The 19,563-nt window shown below is 69.5% G+C and carries 19 protein-coding genes; 6 read left to right on the forward strand and 13 right to left on the reverse strand.

The window, feature by feature from the left end; all coding sequences use genetic code 11:
* Positions 1 to 26 precede the first annotated feature (26 nt).
* Positions 27 to 458, forward strand: a complete 432-nt coding sequence (locus ACG01O_RS03850) for a hypothetical protein (RefSeq protein WP_394381542.1) — start codon at positions 27 to 29, stop codon at positions 456 to 458.
* A 142-nt stretch (positions 459 to 600) separates the two neighbouring features.
* On the forward strand, positions 601 to 936 hold the full coding sequence (locus tag ACG01O_RS03855; protein WP_394381544.1) for a glutaredoxin family protein: 336 nt from the start codon (positions 601 to 603) through the stop codon (positions 934 to 936).
* Between the two features lie 96 nt (positions 937 to 1,032).
* Here the strand turns inward: ACG01O_RS03855 and ACG01O_RS03860 are convergent, their stop codons facing one another.
* The 7 genes from ACG01O_RS03860 to ACG01O_RS03890 form a co-directional block, all read right to left on the reverse strand.
* Positions 1,033 to 1,302, reverse strand: coding sequence for a hypothetical protein (locus ACG01O_RS03860; RefSeq protein ID WP_394381546.1), 270 nt, complete (start codon positions 1,300 to 1,302; stop codon positions 1,033 to 1,035).
* Positions 1,303 to 1,471: 169 nt separating this feature from the next.
* Entirely contained in the window at positions 1,472 to 2,107 is a 636-nt protein-coding gene (locus tag ACG01O_RS03865; RefSeq protein WP_394381548.1) for an L-threonylcarbamoyladenylate synthase, read from the reverse strand.
* Between the two features lie 39 nt (positions 2,108 to 2,146).
* Positions 2,147 to 3,010: a 3',5'-nucleoside bisphosphate phosphatase gene (locus ACG01O_RS03870; protein ID WP_394381550.1), complete on the reverse strand. Its 864-nt coding sequence runs from the start codon at positions 3,008 to 3,010 to the stop codon at positions 2,147 to 2,149.
* Entirely contained in the window at positions 3,007 to 4,983 is a 1,977-nt protein-coding gene (locus ACG01O_RS03875) for a methyl-accepting chemotaxis protein (protein WP_394381552.1), read from the reverse strand. The genes ACG01O_RS03870 and ACG01O_RS03875 overlap by 4 nt, the downstream gene beginning before the upstream one ends.
* The gene (locus ACG01O_RS03880; protein WP_394381554.1) at positions 4,961 to 6,814 is read right to left on the reverse strand and encodes a bifunctional diguanylate cyclase/phosphodiesterase; all 1,854 of its coding nucleotides are present in this window, start codon (positions 6,812 to 6,814) and stop codon (positions 4,961 to 4,963) included. The genes ACG01O_RS03875 and ACG01O_RS03880 overlap by 23 nt, the downstream gene beginning before the upstream one ends.
* Positions 6,815 to 6,937: 123 nt before the next feature.
* Positions 6,938 to 8,662, reverse strand: a complete 1,725-nt coding sequence (gene recJ / locus ACG01O_RS03885) for a single-stranded-DNA-specific exonuclease RecJ (protein WP_394381556.1) — start codon at positions 8,660 to 8,662, stop codon at positions 6,938 to 6,940.
* Entirely contained in the window at positions 8,659 to 9,543 is an 885-nt protein-coding gene (locus ACG01O_RS03890) for a hypothetical protein (RefSeq protein WP_394381558.1), read from the reverse strand. The genes recJ and ACG01O_RS03890 overlap by 4 nt, the downstream gene beginning before the upstream one ends.
* Positions 9,544 to 9,621: 78 nt before the next feature.
* Between ACG01O_RS03890 and ppk1 the strand changes: the two genes are divergently transcribed.
* Together ppk1 and sixA are read left to right on the forward strand one after the other, a co-directional pair.
* On the forward strand, positions 9,622 to 11,673 hold the full coding sequence (gene ppk1, locus ACG01O_RS03895; protein WP_394381560.1) for a polyphosphate kinase 1: 2,052 nt from the start codon (positions 9,622 to 9,624) through the stop codon (positions 11,671 to 11,673).
* 10 nt (positions 11,674 to 11,683) lie between these two features.
* Positions 11,684 to 12,145: a phosphohistidine phosphatase SixA gene (gene sixA / locus ACG01O_RS03900; RefSeq protein WP_394381562.1), complete on the forward strand. Its 462-nt coding sequence runs from the start codon at positions 11,684 to 11,686 to the stop codon at positions 12,143 to 12,145.
* Between the two features lie 42 nt (positions 12,146 to 12,187).
* Here the strand turns inward: sixA and ACG01O_RS03905 are convergent, their stop codons facing one another.
* The gene (locus tag ACG01O_RS03905) at positions 12,188 to 13,678 is read right to left on the reverse strand and encodes a Ppx/GppA phosphatase family protein (protein ID WP_394381564.1); all 1,491 of its coding nucleotides are present in this window, start codon (positions 13,676 to 13,678) and stop codon (positions 12,188 to 12,190) included.
* 63 nt (positions 13,679 to 13,741) lie between these two features.
* Between ACG01O_RS03905 and ACG01O_RS03910 the strand changes: the two genes are divergently transcribed.
* Both ACG01O_RS03910 and ACG01O_RS03915 read left to right on the forward strand, forming a co-directional pair.
* Complete coding sequence (locus tag ACG01O_RS03910; RefSeq protein ID WP_394381566.1) at positions 13,742 to 14,605, forward strand: dienelactone hydrolase family protein; 864 nt, start codon at positions 13,742 to 13,744, stop codon at positions 14,603 to 14,605.
* A gap of 69 nt (positions 14,606 to 14,674) precedes the next feature.
* Positions 14,675 to 15,457: a ZIP family metal transporter gene (locus tag ACG01O_RS03915; RefSeq protein ID WP_394381568.1), complete on the forward strand. Its 783-nt coding sequence runs from the start codon at positions 14,675 to 14,677 to the stop codon at positions 15,455 to 15,457.
* A 40-nt stretch (positions 15,458 to 15,497) separates the two neighbouring features.
* On the opposite strand, the gene ACG01O_RS03920 is transcribed toward ACG01O_RS03915, so the two are convergent.
* From ACG01O_RS03920 to ACG01O_RS03940, 5 genes are all read right to left on the reverse strand, one after another.
* Positions 15,498 to 15,857 (reverse strand): PilZ domain-containing protein, encoded by a 360-nt coding sequence (locus tag ACG01O_RS03920; protein WP_394381570.1) that lies wholly within the window; start codon positions 15,855 to 15,857, stop codon positions 15,498 to 15,500.
* Between the two features lie 187 nt (positions 15,858 to 16,044).
* Positions 16,045 to 16,479 (reverse strand): universal stress protein, encoded by a 435-nt coding sequence (locus ACG01O_RS03925; protein ID WP_394381572.1) that lies wholly within the window; start codon positions 16,477 to 16,479, stop codon positions 16,045 to 16,047.
* Between the two features lie 99 nt (positions 16,480 to 16,578).
* Positions 16,579 to 17,403, reverse strand: a complete 825-nt coding sequence (locus ACG01O_RS03930) for a sulfurtransferase (protein WP_394381573.1) — start codon at positions 17,401 to 17,403, stop codon at positions 16,579 to 16,581.
* A 65-nt stretch (positions 17,404 to 17,468) separates the two neighbouring features.
* On the reverse strand, positions 17,469 to 18,353 hold the full coding sequence (locus ACG01O_RS03935) for a DMT family transporter (protein WP_394381575.1): 885 nt from the start codon (positions 18,351 to 18,353) through the stop codon (positions 17,469 to 17,471).
* A gap of 17 nt (positions 18,354 to 18,370) precedes the next feature.
* Positions 18,371 to 19,489 carry an aromatic ring-hydroxylating oxygenase subunit alpha gene (locus tag ACG01O_RS03940; RefSeq protein WP_394381577.1) on the reverse strand — a complete coding sequence of 373 codons (1,119 nt, stop codon included), beginning with the start codon at positions 19,487 to 19,489 and terminating at the stop codon, positions 18,371 to 18,373.
* Between the last annotated feature and the right edge of the window lie 74 nt (positions 19,490 to 19,563).

A 19,563-nucleotide genomic window follows, 5' to 3' on the forward strand; every position in this document is an offset into this window, starting at 1 on the left:
TGTCTCCCGATAACACATGAGGCCGTATGCAAGAGATTCCTATCTCCGTCGAGCAAGAAGGCGAAGAGTTTGCAACGCTCTGCTCCTGTTGCGGAAGGCCCATCTATTGGGGGCATGGTTGGCTCATGTCAGAAGGCCAATCACTGGCAGCGTTTTGGTACCAATGGTCCGAAGGACATCAAGGCAGATTTTGTTTGGCCATCGCGCGCTTCGATTCGGAAGAGTGCTTGATCCCTGGAGTCGTAGTAGTGACAGCGAGGATCGAAGCTCAATCTCTCATCTATTCAGTCGTCGAGCCTGAAGCATCCCCATGGAAGAACTTTGGGTCTTTCGGCGCAATCTCGAATCGAGCCTCTGCGCTAGAAGATCGGGCAGAAGTCTTTTCTCTTGTTGATGCCATTGCCGCAAATGAGATGCGTCTATCCGAGAGAATTCTCGGCAGCAAGTTGCAAGGCTAGGCAGCGACATGTGGCCTAGCCATTCCATCGAGAGGACATGCCCCGGCAAGCCGGGTCATGCTTCTCATGGCAAACGTTGAACGGCCGCTTTACGCACCCTTGCCGGCCCTGGCACCCTCCGTGCGGCCGTAGCATGAGGGCCATGCCGCGTTCGTTGATGGTTGTGATCGTTGTGTCGCTGCTGGCCTCCTGGGCCTGGCGCAGCCATGTGACCTCGCAGGACGGTGCCGCGCTGCGCCGCGTGGTGCAGCCGGGCGACATCCACATGATTTCGTCGCAGACCTGCGGTTGGTGCACGGCCGCGCGGCGTTGGATGACGCAGGAGGGGCTGCCCTTTGATGAATGCTTCATCGACCAGGACGTGGCCTGCCGCAGCGAGTACGACGCCCTGGGCGCCCAAGGCACGCCCACGCTGCTGGTGCGTGGGCAGCGGGTGGTGGGGTTCGACCGGGCACGCATCCGGGCCCTGCTGGAATGAGCCGAGCCGAGTCGGCAACGCTGCTCAGCAGCGCTGGCGACTCGGCTCGGCGGCGGTGGAAAAAAGCGTCTTTCGCATCGGGTTCAGACGCCTGGTTCAGCCGCGCTTGGTGGTGGACTTGTTGGCTGCCAGGGTTTGGCGCAGCAAGGTGGCTTCGCTGTAGCCCACCACCACCACGCGGGGCAGTTGGGCCACTTCACGCTGGGCGTAGCCGGTGACAACGACGCGCGGCAGCTGCGCCACCTCACGCGTGGCCTTGCCGGTGATGACCACGCGCTCCAGCTTCACGGGGGCTTGCGGGGCGGCTTGGGTGGCTACCGCGGTCAGGCTCAGGGCAACGGCGGTGAACAGGGTTTGCAGGCTCATGATCGACTCCTTCGGTGGGTTTCGAACCGCGTGATTGCTTGTTCGATGGAGTCAGTTTCGTCAGCTGAGCCGGGCGCTTCCAGGCGGCTGCGATCAATCGCGGGCTGCGGCGGATGAACTGCAGAAGCCAGGGATGAGCGGCAGCGCGTGCCGCCCGGCTTGGGGCGCTTCAGCCCAGTTGCAGGCCCAGCGCGGCCAGGTCGCCCCGGCCTTGGCGCACCAGCACGGGCTCGTCGCCCTGGCTCAGGTCCAGCACGGTGGTGGGCTGGGCCGGGCAGGCGCCGGCATCCAGCACGAACTGCAGCTGGCGGTCCAGCCGCTCGCACACCTCGGCGGCGTCGTTCAGCGGCTCGCTGTCGCCCGGCGGAATCAGCGTGGTGGACAGCAGCGGCTCGCCGAACTGGGCGAGCAAGTCTTGAATCACCCGGTGCTCGGGCACCCGCAGGCCGATGGTGCGGCGGCTGGGGTGCGACAGGCGGCGCGGCACCTCTTTGGTGGCCGGCAGGATGAAGGTGTAGGCCCCCGGCGTGGCCAGCTTCAGCAGCCGGTACTGGCGGTTGTCCACCATGGCGTAGGTGGCCAGCTCCGACAGGTCACGGCACAGCAGCGTGAGGTGGTGCTTTTCGTCCACCCCGCGCACCCGGCGCAGGGCCTCGGCGGCCGCCTTGTCGTTCAAGTGGCAGACGAAGGCGTAGCTGGAATCGGTGGGCACGGCCCCGATGCCGCCGGCTTGCAGCATCTGTGCGCACTGGCGCAGGAAGCGGGGCTGGGGGTTGTCGGGGTGAACTTCGAAAAGCTGGGCCATGCGGCATTGTGCGGCCGCAGGCCCCCTTCAATCAGCCCGTCAGCGGTGGATGCGGTCGGCCAGTGCCGCCCACACGGGCGTCAGCCGTGCGGCGAGCGGGGGCAGGGCGCCCAGGTCGATGCGGCTTTCTTCCGGGGAGTGGAAGTCGGAGCCGCGCGAGGCGAAGAGGTTGAATTCCTGCGCGGTGTCGGCGTAGGTCACGAACTCGTCGGCGGTGTGGCTGCCGGTCACCACCTCGATGCCCCGGCCGCCATGGCCGATGAACTCGGTGATGAGGGCGTATTCCTCCGTCGGCGTGAACCCGTAGCGGCCCGGGTGCGCGATGACGGCCATGCCGCCGGCGCGGGTGATCCAGCCGACGGCGTCTTTCAGCGACGCCCACTTGTGCGGCACGAAGCCGGGCTTGCCTTCGGTCAGGAAGCGGCGGAAGACCTCGGGCACGTCTTGGCAGTGCCCGGCGTCCACCAGGAAGCGGGCGAAGTGGGTGCGTGAGATGAGGTCCGGGTTGCCCACGTACTTCAGCGCGCCTTCAAACGCGCCGTGGATGCCCACCTCGGAGAGGCTGGCGGCCATTTCGCGGGCGCGGGCTTCGCGGCCGCCGCGGGTGGCGCGCAGGCCGTCGGCCAGGGCGGTGTCGGTGTGGTCGAACCCCAGGCCCACGATGTGCACCACGCGGTGGGCGAAGGTGACTGAGATTTCGGTGCCGGTCAGGTAGGGCAGGCCGAGGGCCCGGGCGGCGTCGAGGGCGCGCTGCTGGCCGCCGATTTCGTCATGGTCCGTCAGCGACCACAGCTGCACCCCGCCCGCCTGCGCGCGTGCGGCAAGGGCTTCGGGCGTCAGCGTGCCGTCCGAGACGACGGAGTGGCAGTGCAGGTCGGCGTTGAGGCTGGCATCGAGGTTCACGCCCCGATTGTGTCAGCCACCTCGGCCCGGGGCGCGGCCGCGCCGCCATGGGCCTGCAGTCGAAATGCGTTCACCGTGGATTCCATGCCCTCGGCCTGGCTTTGCAGGCTGGTGGCTGCGGCGGCGGCTTGCTCCACCAGGGCGGCGTTTTGCTGGGTCATGGCGTCGATGGCCTGCACCGCCTCGCCCACGTCGGCGGTTTGCTGTGCCTGGGTGCGGGTTTGGTCGGCCATGGCGTGGATCAGCTGGGTCATGGCGCCGACCTGGCTCAAGATGGCCTCCACCGACCGCCCGGCCTCGGCCGCCAGCGCGGTGCCGGCGTCCACGCGCTCCACCGACTGGCCGATCAGGTGCTTGATCTCGCGCGCGGCGGTGGCGCTGCGCTGGGCCAGCGCGCGCACCTCGGTGGCCACCACGGCAAAGCCCCGGCCGGCGTCTCCGGCGCGGGCAGCCTCCACGGCGGCGTTCAGGGCGAGGATGTTGGTCTGGAAGGCAATGCCGTCGATCAGGCCGGTGATGTCGGCGATGCGGCGGCTGGCGTCTTCGATGCTGCGCATGGTGTGCACCACCTCGCCCACCACCTGGCCGCCTTGGGTGGCCGCGGCAGCGGCCGAGGCGGCCAGGGCTTCGGTTTCGCGGGCCGAGGTGCTGCTGTGCTGCACCGCGCGGGTGAGGGACTGCAGGTGGCTGGTGGTTTGCTGCAGGCGGGCGGCGGCTTGCTCGGTGCGGTCGGCCAGGTCTTGGTTGCCCGCGGCGATTTCGCCCACCGCGTGGCGAATGCGCCCGGCGTCGCCGTGGATGTGCTGCACCAGGCCCCGCAGGCGGTCCTGCATGTGGCCCAGGGCGGCCAGCACGCGGCCGAGTTCGTCGCGCCGCCCGCCGGGCACCGCTTGGCTGAGGTCGCCGGCCGCAATGCGCTCGGTCACCTCCACCATCTGCGCCACCGGGCGCAGCAACTGCCGGATGGACCGCACCATCACGAACACCATCAACGCCAAGGTGGCGGGCAGCAGCACGGCCACCAGGTTGCGGTGCCAGCGCGCCGCATTGGCGCGCGCGGTGAGCCCGGTTTCCAGCGCCTGCACGACACGCTGGCTGAGCTGCGCTTGCACACCGGCAGCCTCGGTGAGCCGGGTGGCCAGTTGGTCCAGCGGAAAGTTCACGTCCTTGGCCGCGGCCTCCAGCGTGGCGTCCACCTGGCTGCGTTGGGCGCGGGCCTGCTCGGCCAGCGGTTGCAGTTCGGCTTGCAGGGCGGGGTCGCCGGCTTGCAGGGCGAGTTGCAGGTGCGTGAGCATCTGCGCCGCATGTTCGCGGTAGCGGGTGTGCGCGGCCGACATGCTGGCCAGGTCGTCCACCGCGGCGGCGCGCGCCAGGGCGGCCAGTTCCGAGAGCGCGTCTTGCACGCGCGGCGCCGCCTGCAGCCCGGCAATGATGGCGAAGTAGGACGCAGGCTCCGGGTCCAGCAACAGGCCGCTGGCGGCGTTGAGGTCGGCCACGGCGTCGAACGCGGTTTGCGCCAGTTGGGTCTGCGCGGCCAGCAGGCGCGGCGCATCCAGCGGGCCTTGGTCCAGCGCCTGGCGCAGCGGGGCGTGGGCTTGGCGCAGCCGTTGCAGGTGCTCCAGTTGGGTGCGGGCGGCGTCGGCGGGCAGCGTGCCGGCTTGCACGGTGGGCTCCACGGCGGCCAGGGCCTCCAGCACGCGGGCGGCGGCGGCCAAGGCCTGGGGCTTTTGATCCGGCCGGGTGCTCAGCGCCTCGGCGCCCAGCAGGCGCTGCTGCTGCAAGGCGGCCAGCACGGCCTGCCACGCGCGGTTGGCGGGAAGGGCTTGGTGCTCTTGCGCCACCACATCCAACTGGGCCACGAACTGGTGCAGCAGCACGCCGCTGGGCACCAGGCCCAACAGCAGGGCCAGCACGGCCACCAGGCTGAGCCGCGTGCGCAGGCTCCAGTGCTCAGAAAACTTCAGCAAGCTCATGGGTCGACGGGGTGTTCGTGGGCAGGCGATGGGGGGTGCCGTGCAGGCGGCGGTCGATGAAGTAGCGGCTGCCGCCGGCGCGGCCCTTGGCCACGCGCTTGGGCTCGGCCAGGGCGGCGGCCAGCGCGCGGGCGCTGTCGAAGCTGCCCGGCTGGTGCAGCAGCGCACCGGCTGAGAACGTGGGCAGCGGGTGGAAGGTGGGCTGGTTCTGGCGGTTCAGGGTTTCGTAGCCGCCGGCGGCCAGGTGTTCGGCCGAGAAGAAGCTGCGCACCGCGGCGTCAAAGCCGGCGCACACGCGGTTCAGCCGCGCCTCCCAGTCGGCGCCGCGCAGCACCATGACGAAATCGTCCCCGCCGATGTGGCCCACGAAGTCGTGCTGCGGGTCGGCAGCCTGGGTCAGCACCCGGGCGGCCAGGCGGATGATGTCGTCGCCCACGCGGTAGCCGTACACGTCGTTGAAGGGCTTGAAGTGGTCGATGTCCCACACCGCGGCCAGGAAGGCTTCGCCGCCTTCGATCAAACGGTCCAGGTGGTTGTCGATGGGCACGTTGCCCGGCAGCAGGGTCAGCGGGTTGGCGTAGCGGGCGGCGTGCACCTGCAGGTCAGACACCGCCTTGAGCAGGTCCGAGCAGCGGCCGGAGCCGAAGTAGGCCCCGTCGCGCGTGACGATGAAGCCGTCGGTCAGCAGCCGCTCGTCCAGGCTCGCCACCGCATCGCTCATGGCCCGCAGCGGGGTGGAAACGTCGAACACCAGCGGCTGTGGGTCCATCAGCTCGACACAGCTGCGCCGGGCAAAGATGTCCATGAAATACCGCTCGGTGCTGCGCTTGAGCACCTGCAGCGACCGCAGCAGGCCCAGCGGGCGTTGGTGCTCGTCCAGCACAGGCACGGCCAGCAGTTGGTCGTCGCGGTGGAAGAGGTCGATGATGTCCTGGCAACTGGCGGCCGGCGTGGTGGTCTGCACGCGGCGGGCCAATTGCGCGGCAGTGGTGATGGCGCCTTGCTCCAGCGGCAGGGCCAGGTCGTTTTGCAGCAGGTGCGGCTGGGCCGCCGCAGCCAGTCGGCCGCTCCACTGCGGGCCGAGTTGCGCGCGGGGCGCCGCGCTGGGCCGGGCGAACAGGTAGCCCTGGCAAATGGTGATGCCCAGGCGCCCCAGCACCTCCAGGTCGGGCTCCTGCTCCAGCCCCTCGGCCACCACCTCGCCGCCGCTGGTGGCGGCCATCTCCACGATGGAGCGCACGAACTGCTGCTTGAGCGGGTCTTGCGCAACGCCGTCGATGAAGTGCCGGTCGATCTTGACGAAGTCCGGCCGCATCTCCATCCAGCGTCGCAGCGAGGCGAAGCCTTCGCCCAGGTCGTCCAGCGCGATGCGAAAGCCTTGGGCGCGCAGGGCCTGCAGGCTGTCGCCCAGCTGCACCAGGTCGTCGATGGGGCGGGTCTCGGTCAGCTCCACCACGATGCGGCTGGTGGCCAGGCCCAGGGCGCGCACTTCGGCGGCGAGGTGGTCCACGCGGCCGTGCGCGGCCAGTAGGGTGTCGGCCGTGACGTTCACGAACAGTTGGCCCGGCAAGCCCAGCGCCTTGAAGCGCTCCACCGCGCGGCGGATGATGAGTTGCTCCAGCTCGATCAGCCGGCCGCAGCGCGCGGCGGTGTCGAACAGCACCAGCGGCGAGTGCAGGGGGCCGTCGGCCGGCGCGCGAGTCAGGGCCTCGAAGGCGAAGATTTCTGCCCGGTCGATGGCGACCAGCGGCTGGAAGTGGATGTCAAAGCCGCGCTGGGCGATGAGGCGGTCCAGCGCGGCAGCGAGCGGGTCGGGGGCGGCGTCGCGCATGGGCAGGGCTCCGGGTCCACGGCAGGCTCAAGACAGCAGGCCCGCCAACGAGCCGCATTCTTGAAACCGGATGTGACAGACCGGTGACCCCGGGCCGCCCGTGCAGGGCGGCCGCCAAAAGCGTCACACCTCAGCCGCCTCGACGATGTATTGCACCCGCTGCTGGCCTTGCCATTCGTCCAGGCTCAGCCGGTAGGCCAGCGTCACGCGCTCGGGCAGGGTGTCCACATGGTTGAACCAGATGCCGTCGATCAGCCGCCCGGCCTGGCGCAGCCGCAGCTTGAGGTGCTTTTCACCCACCAGGCGCTGCGAGACCAGCTCGAAGCGGTCGCAGAACACTGGCGCCTCGAAGCCCTGGCCCCACACCTGGGCGTCCAGCAGCTGCGCGGTTTGGGCTGTGGCGGCCTCGGGCGGCAGCGCGCCGTCGTGCCGCAACGTGCGGGTCAGGTCTTGCTCTTGCAGCCATTCATCGGCCACGCGGGCCAGCGCCAGCGCAAAGCGGTTCACGTCGTCCACCGCCAGCGTGGCGCCTGCCGCCATGGCGTGGCCGCCGAACTTGGCCAGCAGGTCGGGCTCGCGCTTGGTGATGAGGTCCAGCGCGTCGCGCAGGTGAAAGCCCGGAATGGAGCGGCCCGAGCCCTTGAGGTGGCCGTCCGCCCCGCGGGCGAACACGAAGGTGGGGCGGTGCACCCGGTCTTTGATGCGCGAGGCCACGATGCCCACCACGCCTTCGTGGAAGTCGGCGTCGAACAGCGCCACGGCGGAGGGCAGGGCGCCTTGCAGCGCGTCCACCAGCGCCTCCAGCCGGGCCTCGGCCATGTCGCGCATGCCGCTTTCAATTTCGCGCCGTTCGCGGTTGATGGTGTCCAGCTGGCTGGCCAGCGCCCAGGCGCGCTCGGCGTCGTCGGTGGTGAGGGTTTCGATGCCCAGCGTCATGTCGGCCAGGCGGCCGGCGGCGTTGATGCGCGGGCCCAGCGCGAAGCCCAGGTCAAAGCCTTGCGCCTTGCTGGCGTCGCGCTTGGCGGCGCTGAACAAGGCCATCACCCCGGGCTGGGCGCGGCCCGCCCGCATGCGCTTGAGGCCTTGGGCCACCAGGCGGCGGTTGTTCGCGTCCAGCTTCACCACGTCGGCCACGGTGCCCAGGGCCACGAGGTCCAGCAGGCCATCCAGCCGCGGCACCTCTTGGTAGGCGCCGCGCTGGCGCAGCTCGGCGCGCAGGGCCAGGAGCACATAAAACGCCACGCCCACGCCAGCGAGGGACTTGCTGGGGAAGGGGCAGCCCGGCTGGTTGGGGTTCACGATGGCGGCGGCGTCGGGCAGCACGATGGCGCCGTCCACCACGGCGGGCAGGTGGTGGTCGGTCACCAGCACCTTCAGACCGCGCTCGCGCGCATGGGCCACGCCGGCGAGGCTGGCAATGCCGTTGTCCACGGTGACGAGCAGGTCGGGCTGTTGCTCCAGTGCCAGATCGACGATGGTGGGCGTGAGGCCGTAGCCGTGCACTGCGCGGTCGGGCACCACGTAGCCCACCTGGACCGGCTGGGCGCCCAGCAGGCGCAGGCCGCGCAGCATCACCGCGCAGGCGGTGGCGCCGTCGCAGTCGTAGTCCGCCACGATGACGATGCGGCCGTTGCGCTGCACCGTGTCGGCCAGCAGCGCCGCCGCTTCGGGCAGGCCCTTCAGCCCCTGCGGGCCGGTGGGGGGCAGCAGTTGCGCGAGGCTCTCGTCCAGCTCGGCGGGTTCTCGCACGCCGCGGGCGGCCAGCAGGCGGGCCAGCAGGGGCGGCACGCCGGCTTGCTCCAGTGCCCACGCGGTGCGGGGCGGCACTTCACGTTCAACCAGCTTCACAGGGCCTCCAGCACGGCGGCGGGTTCCGGGGCCTGCCAACGGCGTTGCAGGCGGGTCCACCACGGCAAGGGCTGCGCGGTGAAGCGCTGGGCGCTGCGTTCGCCACACAGCGTCAGGCTGGTCAGGGGCTGGGCCAGCGGGCCGGCGTCCAGCTGCCGCCAGGCCTCGGCCCAGGCGGCCAGGTCGCCATTGAGCATCGGCGCGGTCAGGCGGGCGTCCACCACCAGGTCGGGCATGAGGCGGCCGGCGCGGCCGATGTCGCCCATCCACACCGAGTTGATGGCGTGCTCGCCGCGGGCTTCCCGGGCGGCGTTCAGTGGGTGGCCGTGCATCAGCATCTGGGCTTCGTTCTGCCAGCGGCGCAGCACGCGGCTTTGCGGCAGCCAGGGTTCGATGGGCCGGCCTGCGGCGCGCTCGATGCTGGCGGCGGCGCTGAATTCCGGCGCGTCCAGCGCGCCGGGGTGGCCCAGGGCCCAATGGCCGTCTTTCAAGGCGCGCCACTGCCAGCCCTCGGCCACGGGCCACAGTTCTTCCAGCACCGCTTGCCACTGGGCGGCTTCGTCGGCCGTGAGGGGCAGGGCGGCGGGCGGCAGCACGTCCACCCCGTCGGTGCCCACGGCCAGGTGCACCGGCGTGAGCCGTGCCCAGGCGCAGGCGGCACCTTCGTTCACCGCCCAGGCGGCGGCGCTGGGGGCGGCCTGGCCGCGCAGGGCGGCTTGGGCGAGGTGGTGCGGCGGGTGGGGTGAGAAGGCGTCGCCGCCCCAGGTTTCGGCAGGCGTCAGCCGGGCCAGGTGCGCGCGCAGGTGCGGCAGCTGCAGGGTGCCGAAGGCATGCCGTGCGGCGTCGTCCAGCGCACTGGCATGGGGGATCATCAGGTGCATGGGCGGGGATTATCCAAACCCGAAGGCTGAGCGGCCCCGCACATACGGTTGTCATAAAGCGTTCATACACTTTTCACCATGACCGACCCGACCCCGTTGAAGCTGCTCAACCGCGAACAAGCCATCCTCGAATTCAACCGCCGCGTGCTGGCCCAGGCGCAGCGGGAGGACGTGCCTTTGCTGGAGCGTCTGCGCTACGTGTGCATCGTGTCGAGCAACCTGGACGAGTTCTTTGAGGTGCGGTTTGCCGACATGCTGGACGCCGCGCGCGACCCGCTGAGCACCGTCACCGGCCTGGACGTGGAGCGCGTGGGACGCGCGGCCCACACGCTGATTGACGAGCAATACCACGTGTTCAACGAGCAGCTGATGCCGCTGCTGCAAGCCGAACGCATCGTCATCCTGAACCACGCCGATCGCGACGACGCGCAGCGCCAGTGGGTGCAGAAGTTCTTCGAGCGCGAGGTCAAGCCGCTGCTGGTGCCGGTGGGGCTGGACCCGGCGCACCCGTTCCCGCAGGTGGCCAACAAGTCGCTGCATTTCATTGCGCGGCTGTCGGGCAAAGACGCCTTTGGCCGCGACAACCGCATCGCCATCGTCAAGGTGCCGCGGGTGCTGCCGCGGGTCATCAAGCTGCCGGCCAGCCTGACGGACGGCCGGCAGGCCTATGTGCTGCTGACCAGCGTGATCCGCGCACACCTGGAGGAGCTGTTTCCCGGCCGCAAGGTGGAGGCGTTTTCGCAGTTCCGCGTCACGCGCGACTCGGACCTGGAGGTGGACGAGGAAGAAGTGGCCAACCTGCGCCACGCGCTGCGCTCGGGGCTGACCACGCGTCATTTCGGCCGCGCGGTGCGGCTGGAGGTGGTGAACACCTGCCCGGCCGAGTTGTCCGAGTTTCTGCTGGAGCAGTTCGCCTTGCCGCCGGCGGCGCTGTACCGCGTGAACGGGCCGGTGAACCTGGTTCGCCTGAACGAGCTGATCGACCAGACCGACGCGCCGGGCCTGCGCTTTCGCCCCTACGAGCCGGCCTGGCCCGCCCGCCGGCTGCCGCGCCACAAGAGCATCTTCGAGCGCTTGAAGAAGGGTGACGTGCTGCTGCACCACCCGTTCGAGAGCTTTGAGCCGGTGGTGCAGATGCTGCGTGAGGCGGTGGCCGACCCGGACGTGCTGGCCATCAAGCAAACCATCTACCGCACCGGGGCCAAGAGCGAGTTGATGGACTTGCTCATCGAAGCTGCACGCCGGGGCAAGGAAGTGATGGCCGTGGTGGAGCTGAAGGCCCGCTTCGACGAGGAGGCCAACATCAACTGGGCCGAGCGGCTGGAGGCCGTGGGCGCGCAGGTGGTGTACGGCATCGTGGGCTACAAGACGCACGCCAAGCTGCTGATGATCACGCGGCGCGAGAACGGCAAGCTGCGTCGCTACGCGCACATTTCCACCGGCAACTACAACCCCAAAACGGCACGCCTCTACACCGACCTGGGCCTGCTGACGGGGGACGCCGACCTCACCGCCGACGCGGATTCGGTGTTCCGGCAACTCGCGTCGCTGGGCAAGTTCAAGGCGCCGCGCCGCATGTTGCTGGCGCCCTTCAACATGCATGCACGCATGCTGGAGGTGCTGGGGCAGGTGGAGAAGGCCGCACTGGCGGGCTATGCGCAAGCGCGGGTGGTGCTCAAGATCAACGCGCTGACCGATGCCGAGCTGATCCACGCGCTGCTGCGCACTGCCCGGGCTGGCGCCAAGGTGGACCTGATCGTGCGTGGCGCCTGCATGCTGCCGCCGGGCCTGCCGGGCGTGAGCGACAACATCGTGGTGCGCTCGGTGGTGGGCCGCTTCCTGGAGCACACCCGGGTGCTGTACTTCCGCTGGGACGACACCGATGCCGGCGAGGCGCTGTACCTGTCGAGTGCCGACTGGATGAGCCGCAACATGTTCCGCCGCATCGAGGTGGCCTGGCCGGTGCTGGACGCGCGCCTGCGCCAGCGCGTCATCGACGAAGCGCTGGTGCCCTACCTGAACGACACCATGGACGCCTGGCAGCTCGGGCCGGACGGGCACTCGGTGCGCATCGGCGGCCCAGGGGGCGTGAGCGCGCAGCAGGCGCTGATGCATCGCTACGGCGACTGAGGAGCGGCCGATGGACCTGATCTTGTGGCGCCACGCCGAGGCGGAAGTGCTGTCGGAAGGGCAAGACGATCTGCAGCGCGCCCTCACGCCCAAGGGCGAGCGTCAGGCCCGGCGCATGGCGGCCTGGCTCAACCACCGGCTGGCCGCCTCCACCCGGGTGCTGGTGAGCCCGGCGAGGCGCTGCCGGCAGACCGTGGAGGCGCTGGGCCGCGAGGTGCGGGTGCTGCCCGCGTTGGCGCCGGATGCCCCGATTCAGGCGTTGATTGAGGCGGCCCGCTGGCCGCGCTCGAGCGAGCCGGTGCTGATTTGTGGCCACCAGCCCACCTTGGGCCGGCTGGCCGCGCATCTGCTGGCAGGGGTGGAGCAAGACTGGGCCGTGAAGAAGGGCGCCGTGTGGTGGCTGCGCTGGCGCCAGCGCGACGGTGAAGCCGAGGTCACCCTGCACGCGGTGCAGGGGCCGGACGCGTTGTAAACCGGCCCGGCGCTTCGCCGGCTGCGCTGCTTTGGACCGGGCTCAGGCCAGTTGCAAGCTGGCCACGCCGGTGCGGGCCCAGGCTTCGGCCTCTTCTTTGAGCAGGTAGCGCGTGCGGGCCTGGCCGGCGCCCCAGCTCTTGGGGCACTGCAGGGTGAACTGCTGGCCTTGGCGGGTCAGTTTCAAGGCACCGGCCGGCACGCTGCGCGCGTGGCACACGATGACGGCCAGCCGCAGGGCCATGAGTTGGTCCAGCACGCTGGCGTCGCCCAGGGCGTCTTCCACCTTGCGCAGGCGGCCGCGTTGGCCCAGGGCCAGCGTGGCCAGGCGTTGCAGCTGGTTGTTGGAGAAGCCTGCGGCGTCGGCGTGGCCGATGACGTAGGCGCTGTGGCGGTGGTGGTCGTGGTGCGACACCAGCATGCCCACCTCGTGCAGGGCGGCCGCCCAGCCCAGCTCACGCATCAGTTCCGGCGTGGGGTGCGGCTGCAGCTGGCGGTACAGCTTCTCGGCCTGTTGGGCCACGCGTTCGGCCTGGGCGGTGTCCACGGCAAAGCGCTGCTGCAACTCGGCCACCGAGGCGGCCCGCGGGTCACGCGCCACGCTGGGTTGCAGGCGTTCGGCGAGGTCGAAGATCACGCCCTGGCGCAGCGCGCCCTTGGTGGGCAGCAGTTCGTCGATGCCGAACTGCATCAGCAGCGTGTACAGGATGCACAGGCCACCGGCCACCACAGGGCGCCGGTCGTCCTTCAGGCCGGGCATTTGCAGCCGGTCTTGCGAGCCGGCTTCCAGGCAGCGTTCGATGCACCAGCGCAGCGCGGCGGGGGTCACGCGGCCATCGGTTTGCCCCGTGGCGGCCAGGATTTGCGACACCGCGCCCACGGTGCCCGAGGAGCCCAGGGCTTCCTGCCAGAGCTCGGGGCGGAACAGGGTCAGCGCCTCTTCCAGTTCAGCGCCCGCGGCCACCTGTGCCGCGCGGAAGGCTTCCGGGGTGAAGCGCCCATCAGCAAAGAAGCGCAGCGACAGCCCCACGCTGCCCACGCCGAAGGATTCCGCCAGCAGCGGCTTGCGGCCCTGGCCCAGGATCATTTCGGTGGAGCGGCCGCCGATGTCGATCACGAGGCGGGGCTTGTCCGACGGCTGCAGGCGTGCCACGCCGGCAAAGATCAGGCGCGCTTCTTCACGGCCGGCAATCACCTCCACCGGGTGGCCCAGCACGGCCTGGGCGCGCTCCAGAAACGCGTTGCGGTTGCGGGCCTCGCGCAGGGTTTGCGTGGCCACGGCGCGCACACGCTCGGCGGGCAGGCCGGCCAACTGGCTGGCGAAGCCTTTCAGGCAGGCCAGGCCCCGTTGTATGGCGGCTTCGGTGAGGTTGCCTTGGGCGTCCAGCCCCGCGCCCAAACGCACGCTTTCCTTGGTGTAGCTGATGCGTTGGTACCGGTCACCGGAGAGTCGCGCCAATTCCAGGCGGAAGCTGTTGGAGCCAATGTCGATGGAGGCCCAGGGCTGGCCGCTGGCATGGGGGCGTGTGCTCATGGGGATTCATTGTCCGGGCAAAATTTGACGCACTTTCGTAACCGCCGACGCAATGGAGTGCGCATGGTCAAAGAAGAGATCGACAGCCTCGCCCCGGGGCGTGACTTCAGCCGCCGTGGCTTTGTGCAGACGGCTGTGGGCAGTGGCTTTGCAGCCGCCGTGCTGCCGGTGGGCGCGCAGGCCGTGAGCACCGACACGCAAGGGCTGGAAGCCGGGCCGGTGAGCATTGCGGTGGGCGACTTCGCGATGCCGGCCTACCGGGCGCAGCCGGCGGGCAAGAAGAACCTGCCGGTCATCCTGGTGGCCAGCGAGATCTTTGGCGTGCATGAGCACATTGCCGACGTGTGCCGGCGCCTGGCCAAGCAGGGCTACCTGGCCATTGCGCCGGAGCTGTTCGCGCGGCAGGGCAACGCCGGGGCCTACACCGACATCCCGAAGCTGATCAGCGAGGTGGTCAGCAAGGCGCCGGATGCCCAGGTGAATGCCGACCTGGACGCCACCGTGGCCTGGGCGGCCCGCCAGGGCGGCGACACCCGCAAGCTCGCCATCACCGGGTTTTGCTGGGGCGGCCGCACGACCTGGTCGTACGCGGCGCACAACCCGCAGCTGAGCGCGGCGGTGGCGTGGTACGGGCCGGTGGCGCGCAGCTATTTCGCGGGCGATGCGACGGTGATCGACCGCGCGGCCCGCATCCAGGCGCCGGTGCTGGGGCTGTACGGCGCGGCCGACACGGGCATTCCGGTGGACACCCTCAGCCAGCTGGAAGCCGCCCTGAAGGCCGCCGGCAACACGAAGTGCGAGTTCGTCGTCTACCCCGACACGCCGCACGCCTTTTATGCCGACTACCGCCCCAGCTACCGCAAGGCGGCCGCTGACGACGCCTGGGCGCGGGCGCTGGCCTGGTTCCGCCGCCACGGCGTGGCTTGACAGCTCTGCTAGGCTGACGGTGTTCGGGCCGCAGTTCTTGACTGTGGCCCGTTGCTTTTGCCTGAACTCATGACCCTTCTCTACATCGTGCTCGCCACCTTTGCGGGCGGGCTGCTGTCGGTGCTTGTCGCCGCGAGCCTTACCGTGGGTGTGCTGACCCGGCTGGTGAAAAGCCTGGTGAGCCTGTCGGCCGGCATCTTGCTGGGCACGTCACTGCTGAACGTGCTGCCGGAGGCGTTCGAGAGCCATTCGGCCCAGCCGCAGACGCTGTTTGCCGTGCTGCTGGGCGGGCTGCTGTTCTTCTGGCTGCTGGAGAAGGTGGAGCTGTACCGCCACACCCACCACCACGAGGACGACGGCCACCACCACCATCACCATTTCGACGCGGAGCAGGCCGGCCGCGGCGGGCTGACCGTGCTGGTGGGCGACAGCATCCACAACTTTTGCGACGGCGCCATCATCGCCGCGGCCTTCCTGGCGGATGCCAAGCTGGGCGTGGCCACGGCGCTGGCCATCGTGATGCACGAGATTCCGCAGGAGGTGGGCGACTTCATCGTGCTGCTGAACGCCGGTCTGTCGCGGCGCAAGGCGTTGCTGTTCAACGCCATCTCGGGCATGGCCTCGGTGGTGGGCGGCGTGCTGGGGTACTTCCTGATCGGCAGCTTCGATGGCGCGCTGCCCTACCTGCTGGTGCTGGCGTCCAGCAGCTTCATCTACATCTCGGTGGCCGATCTGTTGCCGCAGTTGCAGCAGCGCCTGGCCTGGCGTGAAACGCTGGCGCAGGTGGTGTGGCTGGCTGTGGGGCTGGGCGTGGCCTTCGGCGTGTCGCAGATGCTGCACGGCGCGCACTGAGGGGCGCCGCCCGCGGCGGCCTTCGGTAATCCGGGGCGGATCACGCCTCCATGAAGTGCCCGATGGCGCGCATCAGGTCGCTGCTGGCCTGCACGAAACGCAGGCCGATCCGGAAACCGTCTTCCTGGCGGGCAAACACGCTGTGCATGACCTGCACTTCCACCTCGAAGGACGCCGTGCCTTGGGGCTGGCGGGTGAGTTGCATGCGCAGGCGGAATTTCAGGCCGGCTGGCGGATTGATGGCCGTCACGATGCAGACACCGCTGCGGCTGATGTCCCGCGTGCGGACGGCGAACTCCTGGCCCGCAGCCACGGCCACCGCCGTGGTGCGGTAGGTGCGGCGTTCTTCGACGCGTCGGTCGGCAGTGGCAGTTGGTGGCGTGGTTTCGGGACCCGTCATGGCAACCTGGCTGTCCGCAGCCTCAGGGTGGAGGCGGGATGGGGCAGCGCCAGCGGGGCGTTGCCTCAGCAATCGATGCCATTTTTGAGCGGGTCTGCGTGCACCGTGGCAGCGCAAGGCGTCGCAAACTGCGACCCTTGTCACTGGAACGCGGGCTGTGTGGGCCGGGCAGCGCCCGGCCGAGGGATCACTTCACCACCAGCACCGGCAGTTCGGCGTGGGTCAGCACCTTCTGGGTTTCGCTGCCCAGTAGCAGGGCGGCAACGCCACGGCGGCCGTGGGAGGCCATGACGATGAGGTCGGCGCCCTCGGCTTTGGCGTGGTCCAGGATGGCTTCCCAGGCGTGCAGCGCTTCCACCGTGTGGCCCTTGCAGGCCAGGCCTTGTGCCGCAGCCGCTTCCACCACGGCCTGCACACGCTGGCTGGCCACGCGCTGCTGGGCGTCGATGAACTCTTGCGGCGGCACGGGCTGAATCTCCGAGACCGCGCTGTAGGGGAAGGGCTCCATGACGCTCAGTGTCAGCAGCTGTGCGCCGTGGGCTTTGGCGAGCTGTACCGCCATGTTGACGGCCTTGACGGTGATGTCGGAGCCGTCGGTCGGCACCAGGATGCGTTGGAACATGCAGTCCTCCAGGGGTGAGGGGAGGACTTCAGTGTGGCCCAACGGCCGCGCGGTGGTTTGTCGGAGATCAAGCCGTGGCGTGGTGCCGGTGCGTCGGCGTCAGCCGCGGGCGAGCGGGCGGCTCGGGTCGCTGCACCACTCGCTCCACGACCCCGGATACAGCACGCTGTCGCCCAGCCCGGCGTGGGCCATGGCCAGCAGGTTGTGGCAGGCCGTGACGCCGGAGCCGCATTGCTGAACGACATCCCGCGCCGCGAACGGGGCGATCAGGGCCTCGAACTCGGCGCGCAGTTGGGCGGCCGGCTTGAATCGACCGTCTGCACCCAGGTTGTCTTTGAAGAACCGGTTGCTGGCGCCCGGGATGTGGCCGGCGGCCGGGTCCAGCGGCTCCACTTCGCCGCGAAAGCGTTCGGCCGCGCGGGCGTCCACCAGCCGAACCCGCCCGAGGCGGCCCAGCAACATGCGCGCATCCAGCGTGGCCACGCTGGGTTCGCCGGGGCACCACTCGGTGGCCACGGCGGTGGGCGTGTCGGTGCTGAGTTCGCCATCCCAGGCGCCATCCAGCACCGCCACCGCGTCGTGCCCCATCCAGCGCAGCATCCACCACAGTCGCGCCGCATAGGGGCCGCCTTGGCGGTCGTACGCCACCACCTGCCGGTCGGCCGTCAGGCCCAGGCGTCGCAGCACAGCGGTCAGCGCCTCGCGGGAGGGCAGCGGGTGGCGGCCGCGGAAAGCGCCGTCCGGCGCGGTTTTGTTGCCGCACAGGTCGCGGTCCAGGTGCAGATAGAAGGCGCCGGGGATGTGGCCAGCGGCATAGGCGCGCTCGCCCGCGTCGGTGTCGGCCAGATCAAAGCTGCAATCGATGACGAGCGGGTCGCGCAGCGCGCGCAGGTCTGCGGCGGAAATCAGCGTCTGGAAAGGCATGAGCAGGGGTCTCCGTGGAAAAAGGCCCGGGTCGTTGCCGTGCAGACGTGGCGCCCGACCAGGGCTCAGGATTCAGCAGGGTTGAACTGGCTGTCCTTGGCGGGTGGTGCCACGCGGCTGCGCAGCAGGGTGGCGGTCAGCCCGGCGCCAATGATCAGCAGCATGCCCACCGTCGCCTGCCACGTGAGTGGGTCACGGAACAGCAGCATGCCGTACAGGAAGGAGAACACGATGCCGAGGTACTGCAGGCAGGCGTTCACCAGCGGCCGGCCGATGGAGTAGGCGCGCGTCAGGCACACCTGCGCGGTGGTGGCCAGAACGCCCACGGCCAGCAACAGCGCCGCGCCGCGCCAGGTGTGGGCGCTCAGCCCGCCCTCGGTGACCGCCGTGACCGCCGCGCCGGCCAGGCAGCCGCCGATGGAGAAATAGAACACCACGCGCAATTCGGGCTCGCCCGCCCGCCCCAGCGCCGACACCTGCAGGTAGGCCATCGCGGCGATCATGCCGGACAGCAGGCCGGCCAGGCCGTACCAGAGCAGTTGCTGGTCCAGCGTCGGGCGCAGGATCAGCGCCACGCCCACGAAGCCCAGCAACACCGCCGCCATCAGCCGCCAGTCGAGCTTCTGCGCGCCCAGCAGCACCGCGCCGCCGAGCAGGAACAGACCCATCCAGACGGAGGACATGTAGTTCAGCGTCATGGCCGTGGCCAGCGGCAGCTTGCCGATGGCGTAGAACCACAGGCACAGCGACGTGACGCCCGAGATGCTGCGCCACAGGTGCATGCCCGGCAGCCGGGTCTTGAGGCTGACGCGCTGGCGGTGGGCGATGAGCGTCATCATCACCGAGCCCACGAGGCCCCGGTACATGACGATTTCGCTGGCCGCGTACAGCTCGCTGGCGAGCTTGACGCACACGCCCATGGTGGCGAACAGGAAGGTCGCCAGAACCATGAGCACCGATGCGGGCATCAGGCGGTCGCGTCCATGCCCATCTGGCGGCGGAACCATTCATGGAAGTGCTGCATGCCGTCTTCCATGGGGCTCTGGTAAGGGCCGACTTCGTTGTCGCCCCGGTCGAACAGCGCCTTGCGGCCGGCGTCCATGCGCTCGCCGATCTCGTCGTCTTCCACGCAGGTTTCCATGTAGGCCGCCTGGTGGGCCTCGACGAATTCGCGCTCGAAGGCGGCGATTTCCTCGGGGTAATAGAACTCCACCAGATTCAGCGTCTTCTGCGGCCCTTGCGGGTGCAGCGTCGACACCACCAGCACGTGCGGATACCACTCCACCATGATGTGCGGGTAGTAGGTCAGCCAGATCGCACCGGCCTCGGGCGGGCGGCCCTGGCGGTACGTCATCAGCTGGTCGTGCCAGCGCTGGTACACCGGCGAGCCCGGACGCTCCAGGCCCTTGTGCACGCCCACGGTCTGCACGGAGTGGTGCTTGCCGAACTCCCAGGCCAGGTCGTCACAGGTGACGAAACCGCTGAGCCCCGGGTGGAACGGGCCGACGTGGTAGTCCTCCAGATAGACCTCGATGAAGGTCTTCCAGTTGTAGTTGCACTCGTGAACCTGCACCTTGTCCAGCACGAAGCCGGAGAAATCCAGCTGCGCGCGCGGGCCCAGGTGGGTCAGTTCGGCGGCCACGTCGTGACCGTTGTCTTCGAACAGCAGGCCGTTCCACTCGCGCAGCTTGTACTGCTTGAGGTTCAGGCAGGGGTCGTGGTCGAAATGCGGTGCGCCGATGAGCTCGCCCTGGTGCGAGTACGTCCAGCGGTGCAGCGGGCACACGATGTTGGACTTGCTGTTGCCCCGCCCCTTGAGCATGACCGCCTGGCGGTGCCGGCACACGTTGGACAGCAGCTCGATGCCCTGCGCCGACCGCACCAAGGCCCGACCTTCTCCTTCTTGCGGCAGGGCGTAGTGGTCCCCGATCTCGGGGACAGCCAGTGCATGGCCGACATAGCGGGGCCCTCGCTGAAAGAGGCTCGCCTGCTCGCGCTGGAACAGATCGGAGTCGAAGTAGGCGCTCACCGGGAGCTGGGTCTGGCTGCGTTGCAGCGCCGAGACGGGAAGGCTCAGGTCGGACATGATCCAGGCGGGTCTTTCAGGCGGAGTAGGGGTGCTGCGTCCCTCCGGCGCATCTCGGAACAAACCGAGTCGGC

This window comes from Pelomonas baiyunensis (assembly GCF_043555935.1).
Lineage (GTDB): Bacteria > Pseudomonadota > Gammaproteobacteria > Burkholderiales > Burkholderiaceae_C > Pelomonas > Pelomonas baiyunensis.